We start from the raw sequence: 12028 nt of genomic DNA on the forward strand, positions 1-12028 counted from the left end.
GCCGCCGGAGGATCTCCGCCGGCGGCTGTTGCTTATCAAGAGGCAAGTGACGCAGCAGATAGCGGCAAGACCATGGATGTGATTATTCTTCAACTGCTGAACGGGTTGGACAAGGGCGGAGCCTATGCGCTGATCGCTCTGGGGCTGACCCTGATTTTCGGAACCCTCGGGGTCGTCAACTTCGCGCATGGTGCCTTGTTCATGCTTGGTGCGTTCTGCGCGGTGACGTTCAACAAGCTGCTCAGCCTGGAGATCGTGACAACGGACCCGACCAAGACAACGGCCTGGGGAACACCACTCGAGATCCGGACCCCCTACATCGAAGCCTATCTCGGCGATTTTGGTAACTGGGTTCTCAATTATTCGGTGCCGGTTTCCATCCTGCTCGCCATTCCTGTCATGCTGCTTTTCGGCTTCATCATGGAACGCGGCCTGATCAAGCACTTTTACAACCGGGCGCATGCCGATCAGATCCTCGTCACGTTCGGTCTGGCTATCGTCCTTCAGGAAATCATCAAGTCGATCTTTGGTGCCAACCCAATCCCGCAAACAGCCCCAGACGCTGTGCGCGGTGCTGCGGACATCGGCGCTGCCCTTGGCATGGATCCAGGTGTGATCGTCTATCCCTACTGGCGCATGGTCTATCTTGCCTTCGCAGGCGCAATCATCGCAGCCGTGTTCGCCTTCCTGCAATTCACCACATTCGGCATGGTCGTGCGCGCCGGCATGGCCGATCGCCATACGGTCGGGTTGCTGGGCATCAACATCGAACGCCGTTTCACCATCGTTTTCGCGATTGCTGCCGTGGTCGCCGGTCTGGCCGGGGTCATGTACACGCCGATCCTGCCACCCGACTATCACATGGGGATGGACTTCCTTGTCCTCAGCTTTGTCGTGGTGGTTGTCGGCGGCATGGGGTCGCTGCCGGGAGCGGTCGCGGCAGGTTTCCTGCTCGGCATCCTGCAGTCCTTCGCGTCGATGAACGAAATCAAGGCCATCCTGCCTGGCATCGATCAGATCATCATCTATCTCGTTGCCGTGGTCATCCTTCTCGTGCGTCCGCGCGGGCTGCTGGGCCGCAAGGGCGTCATGGAGAACTAAGAAATGTCAACAAGAACATCTCCTGCACGCGACTACATCTTTTTCGCGATCTTCTCTGTTGCGGTGCTGACCATGCCGATCTGGCTTGAGCCGATCGGTGCCGGTTATCCCGACCTTCTGCAGAAGTTTGCAATCTTCGGTCTCTTTGCGACGGGGTTCAACATTCTGTTCGGTCTGACGGGATACCTGTCCTTCGGTCATGCCGCCTTCCTGGGTGTCGGTTCCTATACCGCGGTCTGGACATTCAAGCTGCTTGGCATGAACCCGATCCCTGCCGTGATCATGGCAATCATCGCGTCCGGCATCTTTGCCCTGGCGATTGGTTATGTGTCGCTGCGTCGGTCGGGCATCTACTTCTCGATCCTGACCCTCGCTTTCGCCCAGATGTCCTACAATCTGGCCTATTCGGTTCTGACGCCGATCACAAACGGGGAAACGGGCTTGCGTGTTCTACGCAGCGACCCGCGCCTGTTCGATGGCAACGGCGGTCAGGAAGGACCGTTGATCGCAAATCTGTTCGGCGTTGAAATGACCGGGTGGGGCGGCTTCTACTTCTGCGCCATCATTCTTCTGATCGGCTTCTTCATTGCCCAGCGGATCTTCCGTTCGCCTTTCGGCATCATGCTGCGCGCCGTGAAGACCAACCAGAACCGTATGACCTACACCGGCCTCAATCCGCGTCCCTACACACTGGCGGCGTTTGTGATCTCAGGGATGTATGCAGGTCTGGCCGGAGCACTGATGTGCATCACGGATCCGCTTGCAGGTGCTGAGCGCATGCAGTGGACCGCATCCGGGGAGGTCGTTCTCATGACCATTCTCGGCGGTGCGGGCACCTTGCTCGGACCGATCTTCGGTGCCGCCCTGATCAAGTATTTCGAGAACATCTTCTCTGCCTTCAACGAGCAGACCCTGCATGAGATCTTCAGCTTCCTTCCCGACTTTATCGAAGGCCCCGTCATTTCCGTTGCAGGCCTGTTCGTCGGTGAAGGCTGGCACCTCACGCTCGGTGTTCTCTTCATGCTGATCGTTATCTTCCTGCCTGGTGGCCTCATGGAAGGCGTGTCCCGGATCGGCAAGCTGTTCAAGCGTTCGTCCGGTAAATCCGAACCGAACCGTGCAACCGCCCCTGCAGAGTAAGGAACAAGAACATGGAAATCCTACGTGTAGAGGGCGTCAACAAGTCGTTCGGCGGTCTGAGAGCCCTCAACAATGTCAACTTCTCGGTTGAGCAGGGCACCGTTCACGCGATCATTGGACCGAACGGTGCAGGCAAGTCGACCTTCTTGAACTGCATGATCGGACGGTTGATCCCGGATACAGGCACCGTCAAGTTCGGCAATATATCGCTGACTGGCATGAAGCCCTATGAGATCAACCAGGTCGGTGTTTCACGGGTGTTCCAGACGCCGGAAATCTTCGCGGAACTTACTCTCCTGGAGAATGTCATCATTCCGACGATGGCCAAGCGCGACGGCCAGTTCTCGCTGCGGCCGTTCAAACGGCTCGATGCGGATAGGGAGATCCTGGACAAGGCACTCCACATGCTGGAGGATGTCGGTCTGGCGGAGAAGAAGGACGTTATCTCCGGTTCCCTGTCACGAGGTGACAAGCGTCGGCTCGAGCTGGCCATGTGCCTCTCGCAGGATCCAAAGCTCCTGCTTCTCGATGAACCGACAGCGGGCATGTCTCGCGCCGACACCAACAACACGATCGATCTTCTGAAACGGATTGCTGGTCGCGGGATCACCAAGGTGGTCATCGAACATGACATGCATGTCGTGTTTTCGCTGGCCGACAAGGTGACCGTGCTCGCACAGGGAACGATCATCGCGGAAGGTAAACCCGAAGAGATCAAGGGTGATCCGCGTGTGCAGGAAGCTTATCTCGGAGGAGCGCATCTGTGACCCTATTAGACGATCAGTTCAGCGGCCGATCCGCTCCAGGTGTACCGCCACGCAAGTCACAAGGTGGCGCACCTGCGTTTTTCTCAGCCTGGGATCTGCATGCCTATTATGGCGAAAGCTATATCGTTCAGGGTGTCAGCTTCGACATTCGCGAAGGTGAGATCCTGGCGCTTCTTGGCCGCAATGGCGCAGGCAAAACCTCGACACTACGCGCGATCGCCCGCATGGACGATCCGCAGTTGAAGCATGGCGAAATCTGGCTTGATCACAAGCCGCTCCACTCCATGAAGAGCTACCAGGCCGCCCGTCAGGGCGTTGGCCTCGTGCCGGAAGACAGACGCATCATTCCGGGCCTGACGGTTCAGGAAAATCTTGAATTGTCGCAGATCGCCGAGCCGGTTGGCTGGTCGATCGAGCGAATCTACGAGCATTTCCCACGACTGGCAGAACGCCGGTCGCAAGAGGCAATCACCATGTCCGGCGGCGAACAGCAGATGCTGGCCGTTGCCCGCATCCTTGCGCGCGACATCAAGTTGCTGTTGCTGGACGAGCCTTACGAAGGTCTTGCCCCGGTGATCGTTCAGGAGATCGAGCGCATCCTGGAGGGCGTGAAGGAACTCGGTATCACGACCATTATCGTTGAGCAGAACGCAATTGCGGCGCTTCATCTCGCGGACAGGGCGGTCATCCTAGACATGGGCGAAGTCGTGTTCGACGGAGCGGCGCAGGATGTTCTCGACAATGCCCAGTTGCGTCAGGAATACTTGGCGATTTGATCCGTCGGAACATCGGTGAATGATCGGCCGGCGCAAAGCGCCGGCCTTTTCTTTTGTCTGCCGGGATTGGTTGAAGGTGACAGCGGCGAGCTATAGTGTGTCGTCACTGCCATCATTTTTTTAATCGGATTTCTTTGTGACCAGCCTAAAATCTGAATTGCCGAGCCTCACAGGGTTTGCAGTCTTCGCCGCCTTTATCCTCTCAGGCGACGTCTTGAAACCGGCGGAAATCGGGATCGTCCCATCGCTGCTTCTGCTCGCGGTTATTTTCGTCACGGTGATGTGGTGCGCATTTTCGGTTGTCCGGCATGCGGAGTGCTTGGCAACGCTCTTCGGTGAACCATTCGGGACATTGATTCTGACCCTGGCAGTCATCGGCATCGAGGTAGCGCTGATCGTAGCGGTCATGCTGTCGGGAGACGCCGTGCCGACTATGGCGCGCAACACAATGTTCTCGGTCGTGATGATCGTCCTCAACGGGCTGGTTGGGATGTGTCTTCTGGCAGGAGGTCTGCGTCACAGGAACCAGACCTATAATCTGCAGGGCGCAAATGCATTCTTGTCGGTTCTGGTCCCGCTCGCCATTTTCGCACTGGTGCTGCCGCGCATAACCCACTCGGCGCCCGGCGGAGAATTATCTCCGTTGCAATCGGTGTTCGATGTCAGCATGTCCCTGCTGCTTTACGGTGTCTTCCTGGCGATCCAGACGGTCACGCACAGTGACATTTTCCGGCAGCCCGATAACGACGGCCACGAGGAGGGGCATCATCCTGTAGTCGTCCGATCAATACCGTTTCACATCGTTGGTTTGCTTGCTTCTCTGCTGCCGATCATTCTCCTGTCAAAGAAGCTCGCGCTCTATGTCGAATTCGGCATCGAAGGACTGGGAGCGCCGCTGGCGCTCAGCGGTTTTATCGTTGCAGCGCTCGTATTGATGCCCGAAGGTCTCAGTGCTCTGCAGGCTGCGCGCGAAAACAAGCTACAGCGCGCTGTGAATATTTGTCTCGGCTCTGCCGTGGCAACTATCGGTCTGACAGTACCTGCCGTTCTCCTCGTCGGGTGGGTCACCGGTTTGAAAATCGAACTTGGACTGGAGCCTGCTGAAATCATCTTGCTTGTCCTAACCCTGTTCATCAGCTTGCTGACGTTCGGCAGCAAGGCAACGAACTATCTCCAGGGCGCTGTCCATCTGGCACTTTTCGCCGCTTACGTGATGATGATCTTCGATTTGTCCTGAAATTTCGGCATCGCATCGATTTCAACCAGTCTTCTACTTGGACTGCTCTCGCGAATATGTTTTGTATCCTTAAAAGTTAACTCTCAACAGATTGGCCCAACATGCTGCTTTTAACCGAAGACCAGACCCGCGATGCGTTGCCATTTCCTGATTTGATAGACGCACTGGCAAAGATGTTCCGGTCGGGCTGCGTGATGCCGACACGTCACCATCATGACATGGAAGTACCCGGTGAGCCGGATGCTACGGTCCTGCTGATGCCGGCGTGGGTGCCAGGGGGCTACGCGGGCGTGAAGGTCGTCAACGTGGTTCCGGGTAATTCCGAACGCAATCTTCCCGCTATTTCCGCGCAATATCTGTTGTCGGATGCCCGTACCGGAGAAATGCTGTCGTTGATCGACGGCGGTGAACTGACGGCGCGCCGAACCGCCGCCGCCTCCGCGCTGGCTGCAAGCTACCTGGCCCGGTCTGACGCACGGCACCTGCTGGTTCTGGGAACGGGACGACTTGCTCCCAACCTGATCGCCGCACATATGGCCGTTCGTTCTATCGACGAAGTCACCATCTGGGGGCGGTCCAGAGAGAAGACGGATCAACTCGTGCGTTCGCTTGCCGATCAGTTTCCAGTGAAGCTCAAGACGGCAACAAGTTTGAAGGAAGCACTCGGGGAAGCGGACATCGTCAGTGCTGCGACGCTGTCCTCCGAGCCGTTGATCAAAGGCGCAGTGTTAAAGCCGGGCACACATGTGGATCTTGTGGGAGCTTTCAAACCGAGCATGCGCGAGAGCGACGATGACCTGATCAAGCGGGCCGAGATTTTCGTCGATACGCGAGACGGGTGCCTGTCCGAAGGCGGTGATATCGTGCAGCCGATCAAGTCAGGCTTGTTGACGCCGGGCGAAATCAAGGCTGATCTCTACGAGCTTTGCCGCGGCGAACACCCTGGCCGGCAGAGCGACGATGCGATCACCATGTTCAAGTCCGTCGGTGCAGCCCTGGAAGACCTTGCCGGTGCCATTCTCGCCTATCAGTCCGTCGAGCACTGACGGAATGACGTTTAAAGGCAGAGGTGGTCCGCCGCCTCAGCCCAATTCAAACGTCGTGATGCCGTAAAGCTGGTCAAGCGGCAGATCGGGAGCGGGGCCGCGATACATGCGGAAGGTTTCGAATTCCGGCGACAGCTCGTATTTCTCCGCCATCAGCAGCGCAGCCGCGTTGGGCTCTGGCGTATCAAGGATTACGGTCTGCCCTTTGACCTGGCCGGCGAGTGTCCGGAACAGGGTGTCGGCGATTTCAGGTTCATCGGCAAAGAGTGGCCCGATCTTGTAGCCTTCACGGCACTGACGGATAACGCCGTAACCTCGCACATGACCATCTTCGACGAATGCAAAACCCCTGCGTGTTTCCAGCATGGGCGCAGCCCATGTTTTCAGAAACTGCGTGCGTTCTGCCGGGAAGAAACGTTGATCGTAATCACGAATACCGGGAAAGAGGCCATGGCCAAGCGGCGCAAGACGCGGGTCCATTGGCGTGTCGCACATCGAGATCCCTGCGTGCCGGATGTTCCGGTAGACCGACTTGAAGCCGTGCTGGGCATAACTTGCGGTCTGCTCGTTGACCGCATCCAGTCCGATAACCCGTGGTCCCAGGTAGTCCATCGCATGGGCCCATATCCTGTGACCGTATCCCATGGTCCGGAATTCCGGCTTGCAGATATAAAGTCCGATGAAGCCGAACGCGTTGCCATAGCGGACAGCCGAAATAACGTTGATCAATTTCCCGTCAATTTCACCGGCGAAATACCCGTTCGGATCTGCTGTGAAGAAGGCTGGCCCGTCTTCCAGTCCAGGATTCCATCCTTCCTCCATAGCCAGCTCCAGCGGGATATGGATCTCGTTTTCAGTTAGTTGGCGAATCCTGAATGCGTCTGTCATCTGGCCTCCGGAGAATCTGCAGGCTTCTGTCTCAACGTAGGATGACTCGGAATGAAAAGAAACACTTGCACCAGGAAGGCATTTTCGTCGTTTTCACATAAGCTGCCATCGATTGCGAACGTCGTCTCCCTTGCGTCGGCATCACAAGTGTGCATCACTTTCCCTTAAGGCATGTGGTGGGCATCAGCGCGCCAGAAGTGTCTCCGTGTGAGTTTCGTCACAGACAGGCAACAGCTCTAGCGCAATAGTTTCACGCAGATTTAAGCGCTGAGGACGTTATGCAAAAACGGGATTATCGACCTCTTGCCACACAGGTTGGCAAATCAATGACCTCCACCACACCAGCCTGGAGGTTGAGGAAAGCTGTCAGGATGGGGCTTTTGAGCCTTCCGGTCGGCGTTGCCCTGGCGTTTCCATCCACTCATGCGAGCGCACAGACTGAAGACGGCCGGAGAGTAGCGCTGGTCATCGGTAACCAGGACTACCAGCATGTCACGCCGCTGGATAATCCCGTCAAGGACACGACGGAGATCGCCAGAATCCTCAGGGAGGCAGACTTCGACGTAACCATCGGCACAAACTTGAACAAGAAGGATCTGGAGCAGGTTGTCCGCCGGTTCCTGCGGGAGCTGAATGATGGCGATACGGCTCTGTTCTATTACTCAGGTCACGCGCTTCAGGTCGGCGACGCCAATTTCATTCTGCCCGTCGATGCCAAACTGTCGTCTCAATACGATCTGGAGTTCGAAAGCCTCAAGGTTTCGCATCTTCTCGACTACATGAAGGCTGCTTCCAGCCTGCAGATCGTCATGCTGGATGCCTGCCGCGACAATCCCTTCGAAATCGCAAGCCTGTTTTGGGGTGAGGAAGAATACGCGCTCGGCAAGACCAGAGGACTGCGCCGGATTCCAAACAAGCTCGGCACTTTCATTTCCTATGCAACGCGTCCGGGCCAGGTTGCCTACGACGGCAAAGGGCCGATGAGTCCGTTCACCTCTTCGGTGGTGGAGAACGCGCTCGATCCAGCACTTGAAATCAAGGACTTGATGACCAAGGTCCGGGACGATGTGGTGCGCAAGACCGGCGGCCAGCAGATCCCTTATGAGGATTCAACACTCGTCACCAGTTTCTACTTCGTGCCTCCCAAGCCCGCTCCGATCGTGACAGCCCATCACAGAGTGAGTGTGCCGGCGTCGGAGGAACCCGTGCCGATTGGCATACCCGAACCGATCCAGCCGGAAGGCGGATGGCTTAAGGCGACGCTCACCTTGTTGCCTGAAAAAGGCTCCTTGACGCTCCCAGGCGGACAGGCGGTTGCCGAAGGAGACGTCATAGACGCGGCGCAGCTGGCCAGTCTCGAATTCGTTCCGGAAGGCGCGCAACCCGGCGACGTGGAACTGATTTCCTACGAGGTGGAAGATCAATGGGGCGGGTCTGCATCTGCAATCGCTTCCATCACCGTTGCGCAGGCTGAAGCGCCGGTTCAGGACAACCAGGCGGATGAAAACCGGACAAAGCGGCTTGCAGCCCTTCTGGCTTGGCTTGAAGACGCTGCGTCCAAGGGCGCGGTAGATGCCAACATCGGCGTCGGCGCTGTGCCTGTCTACCCGGCAGCTCCAGTTGAAGATCTGCCGGCAACCAGCGACTGGCTGAAGGTCGTCTCCGTCGATAGCGACCTGCAGCTTTCCTCCGACAGCCGTCTTCTGCAGGCCGGTGACCGGTTTCCTGTTTCTGCACTAGCCACGCTGACCGTTCGCCCACAGATTGGCAGCGAACGTGAAGCGCGGAAATTCGCTCTGGAATTGCCGGCTGTCGAAGGCAAGTCAGCCCAAACGATCACGCAGATCGTGCAGCCCCGTGTCACGCAATGCGACCGCCTGGCAACTCAACCCTTCGATTTGCAGGCTGTCACGGAAGGACGCCTGGCAAACGATCTCGATGCGGCTGCGGTGGATGCTGCCTGTGCGGAAGCGATGGCAGCTTATCCGGAGATTGGCCGTTTCGTTTTCCAGCGTGGTCGTGGTGCGTTTGCCGAAGGTAATCTGCAGCAGGCAATCGGCTACTTTGAACAGGCCTACCAGATGGGTCATGTCCGGGCTGGCCAGGTGCTGGGGCGGATGTATTTTCTGGGCGCCGGCATTGACCGGGACCGCAAGAAGGCAGTCGAACTTTATCGCAAGGCAGCGGAACGTGGCGACGCCTATGCGCTTCATTCCCTGGGCATGGCCGAAATCAAGGGTGAGGGCACTGCGCAAAACGAAAAGGACGGTTTGCAAAAGCTGCTCCAATCGGTGGAAGCAGGTCACACCTTCTCGTTCAATGCCATCGGTGGGTTTTACCTGAATGGCCAGCACGTGGAAGAAAACGTCGACCGTGCGGTTTACTACTACAATCGCTCGGCATCCCGGAATGACATCTACGGCTTCCTGAACGTGGGAACGCTCTATCGCGATGGCAAAGGCGTGCCGCAGGATTACGAAGCAGCGCTTGGCTGGTTCAAGAAAGCCCATGAGGGTGGCCATCCCGCCGCAGGCACTGCCATCGGACTGCTTTACTACAACGGCCAGGGTGTAGAGAAAGACGACGAAGAGGCAACGCGCTGGTTCCGCGAGAGTGCGCAGCGTGGAGACCCCTGGGGCGCGTATAACACCGCCTGGATGCTCGGCCAGAAGGATGGAGAAGCGGCAGGTCAGGACCGTGTTCGCATGCTGGCCATGGCCGTTGCCGTCGAACCCTCCTCGCAGGCTGCGGAGCAGGCACGGGAAGCTCTCGGCGAAGCGCGGAAAAACCTTAAGGCGAAAGTCATGCAACAGACCTTGACCGACCTCGGCTTCGATCCGGGCCCGGTCGACGGTCAGCCTGGCCGAAAAACCCGTGAAGCACTGGCGGACTTCTTCAAGTCCTCAGGACGGTCGCCTTCCGACGGCGACGAAGCCCTGATCGCACTGATCAAGCATCAATGGGAACAGGACCGCCCCAGATATGATCTGTTCTAATCACTGAGGGAGATATTCAGGTGAAAACCTTTTTGTTCTTATTGCCCGTTACCGGACTGCTGAGCCTCATGGTCGCAGGATGCCAGACACAGCAAAACCCGGCTCCGCAGACTGTAACGCAGCCGGTAGCAACACCTTCAACGAGCACTCGGGCATCCAGACCCGCGTACGACCCGATCAACGACCCAACCGCACGCGATAACGACAATGGCGGTGGCAATAGCGGCGGTGGCAACAGCGGAGGCGGCAGTAGTGGAGGCGGCGGCGGTGGCGGTGGCGGCGGACCGAGCGGCGGTGGCGGCGGTAGCTGGGGCTGACCTCGCGCAGAAAAGGTAACACCGATGAACGTCTCAATTGGCCTGGAAAACAGACGGCATGTCTGGGCCAGACTGTGCGGCCTGTTTTTCCTCGCAGCGATCGTCAGCAGTCCCGCAGACGCTGGACAGTGGCGCGCGCTCGTCATTGGAGTTGACGCCTATCAGCATGTCTCGCCCTTAAAGGGGGCGGTGAATGACGCCAGGGACATCGCCCAAACATTGACCGCCGCCGGTGTTGACGATCTGACCACGTTGTTGGACGGCGACGCGTCCAGACAGGCGATCCTGTCTTCGTGGGAGAAGCTGATTTCCCGCTCCGCTTCCGACGATGTTCTCGTTTTGTCCTACGCAGGGCACGGTGCTCAGGAGCCGGAGTGGGTAAAGGGATCGGAAGAAGACGGCATGGATGAAGTGTTTCTTCTTGCCGGCTTCGACATCTCCGCTCCGGGAAATGCCGAGAGACTGAGAGACGACGACATTGCTGCAATGCTTCGGGCCGCCGGGGGGCGCAATGTGCTGGTACTGGCCGATAGCTGCCATTCGGGAACGATGACCCGGTCTGTGGATCCTCGTATCACGAGGCTGGGGACCCGGCTGGTCGGTCTGCCGCCATTCGAGAACGATGCCCTGCGCTCTCAATCTCTTTCCCCCTTCCTGGCCCAAAACGCGCCTCAGTCCGAAGACGTTCAGGACCTGCCAAATGTCATCTATGTCGGAGCTACCGTTGACGGTCAGGTGATCCCTGAGCTGATGATAGCCGGAGAACCGCGTGGTGCGCTGAGCTGGGCATTTGCGCGCGGTGTCGAGGGAAGGGCGGATCTGGATCGTGATGGCGGCATATCCATGGAGGAGCTCAGCCTGTTCCTGAAGGAAACCGTGCGGGTGGCGACAGAGGGCCGCCAGTCACCTAGTCTGAGCATCAGCAGTGAAAGCCGCGCGGCTGTCTTGCCACGCGTCAGTCAGCAGATTTTTGCGCAGGAATCAGGTGTTCTTACCCTGTCTGCAAGCTCGGACAAGGCCACGCCGGCCTTACAGCAACTTACGAGCAAACAGGAAGGCCGCTTGAAGGTTGTCGAGGATGGCACGGCGGATCTGTTCTGGGATGTCGAGGAAGGTGACGTCCTGACCAAATTCGGTGACGTCGTGCTGCGTGGCAAGGCGACGAATATCGGCCAGTTTGCCGACGTCGTCACCAAATGGGGCTTTCTTGCCGACCTTTATGCTTTGTCACGAGAGCGAAAGCCTATCGAAGGAACGCTCCAGCCCTCTGTCGGGCATATTCCGGAAGGCGATGCGTTCAAGGTGGGACTTACCTCGGACCAGGCAGGCAATATGGCAGTGTTCGCACTGGAGGCAGATGGCACACTTCGTCTGCTTGCTCCCAACAAGAAGGCGGACCCGCTAGGCAAGGACACCATGGTTGAGGCTGAAAGGCCATATGTGCTCAATCTGCGGGCGGCCCTGCCGTTCGGAGCCGATCACATCATCATGGTGCGGTCATCCAAACCGATGCCGCAATTGGTCGGTGTGTTGTCTGCGCTGGACGGGAAAGTTCTCAGTACTGAACTGACTCCCAAACTGCTGGAGTTGATCGCGCAAAATGCCGATGCGGTGGGGATCGCCGGCGTCTATACGCAGCCCGCTGGCTAAGGCCGGAGATCACCTACTATCCTGTTGCGGCTGAAAAGAATTTTTGTGACCATGGCCACACTCATTTCGCCATCCTCTGGTAATATCAAACAATAGTCGGCGCTGGGCTT

General features: G+C 57.8%; 10 protein-coding genes. 9 read left to right on the plus strand and 1 reads right to left on the minus strand.

Annotation, left to right across the window (positions count from 1 at the left end; all coding sequences use genetic code 11):
- Positions 1-72 precede the first annotated feature (72 nt).
- The 6 genes from SIAM614_RS06220 to lhpI all read left to right on the plus strand — a co-directional run bounded on the left by SIAM614_RS06220 (position 73) and on the right by lhpI (position 6067).
- Positions 73-1101 (plus strand): branched-chain amino acid ABC transporter permease, encoded by a 1029-nt coding sequence (locus SIAM614_RS06220; protein ID WP_006932939.1) that lies wholly within the window; start codon positions 73-75, stop codon positions 1099-1101.
- A gap of 3 nt (positions 1102-1104) precedes the next feature.
- The gene (locus tag SIAM614_RS06225; protein WP_040439469.1) at positions 1105-2241 is read left to right on the plus strand and encodes a branched-chain amino acid ABC transporter permease; all 1137 of its coding nucleotides are present in this window, start codon (positions 1105-1107) and stop codon (positions 2239-2241) included.
- An 11-nt stretch (positions 2242-2252) separates the two neighbouring features.
- Positions 2253-3008 carry an ABC transporter ATP-binding protein gene (locus tag SIAM614_RS06230; protein ID WP_006932944.1) on the plus strand — a complete coding sequence of 252 codons (756 nt, stop codon included), beginning with the start codon at positions 2253-2255 and terminating at the stop codon, positions 3006-3008.
- Positions 3005-3784 carry an ABC transporter ATP-binding protein gene (locus SIAM614_RS06235; RefSeq protein WP_006932947.1) on the plus strand — a complete coding sequence of 260 codons (780 nt, stop codon included), beginning with the start codon at positions 3005-3007 and terminating at the stop codon, positions 3782-3784. The genes SIAM614_RS06230 and SIAM614_RS06235 overlap by 4 nt, the downstream gene beginning before the upstream one ends.
- Positions 3785-3920: 136 nt before the next feature.
- Entirely contained in the window at positions 3921-5021 is a 1101-nt protein-coding gene (locus SIAM614_RS06240; RefSeq protein WP_040439470.1) for a calcium:proton antiporter, read from the plus strand.
- Between the two features lie 101 nt (positions 5022-5122).
- Positions 5123-6067, plus strand: a complete 945-nt coding sequence (gene lhpI / locus SIAM614_RS06245) for a bifunctional Delta(1)-pyrroline-2-carboxylate/Delta(1)-piperideine-2-carboxylate reductase (RefSeq protein ID WP_006932950.1) — start codon at positions 5123-5125, stop codon at positions 6065-6067.
- A gap of 36 nt (positions 6068-6103) precedes the next feature.
- Here the strand turns inward: lhpI and SIAM614_RS06250 are convergent, their stop codons facing one another.
- The gene (locus tag SIAM614_RS06250) at positions 6104-6955 is read right to left on the minus strand and encodes a GNAT family N-acetyltransferase (RefSeq protein WP_040439471.1); all 852 of its coding nucleotides are present in this window, start codon (positions 6953-6955) and stop codon (positions 6104-6106) included.
- 371 nt (positions 6956-7326) lie between these two features.
- Here SIAM614_RS06250 and SIAM614_RS06255 point away from each other — a divergent pair, with 371 nt between their 5' ends.
- Genes SIAM614_RS06255 through SIAM614_RS06260 form a run of 3 tightly spaced genes read left to right on the plus strand, consistent with a single transcriptional unit; the run spans position 7327 to position 11918 of the window.
- Complete coding sequence (locus tag SIAM614_RS06255; protein WP_006932955.1) at positions 7327-9951, plus strand: caspase family protein; 2625 nt, start codon at positions 7327-7329, stop codon at positions 9949-9951.
- A gap of 20 nt (positions 9952-9971) precedes the next feature.
- Positions 9972-10268, plus strand: coding sequence for a hypothetical protein (locus tag SIAM614_RS31720; protein ID WP_157139708.1), 297 nt, complete (start codon positions 9972-9974; stop codon positions 10266-10268).
- Between the two features lie 24 nt (positions 10269-10292).
- Positions 10293-11918, plus strand: a complete 1626-nt coding sequence (locus SIAM614_RS06260; RefSeq protein ID WP_006932960.1) for a caspase family protein — start codon at positions 10293-10295, stop codon at positions 11916-11918.
- The last annotated feature ends 110 nt before the right edge of the window (positions 11919-12028 follow it).

Source organism: Roseibium aggregatum IAM 12614, from assembly GCF_000168975.1.
GTDB classification, from domain to species: Bacteria; Pseudomonadota; Alphaproteobacteria; order Rhizobiales; family Stappiaceae; genus Roseibium; species Roseibium aggregatum.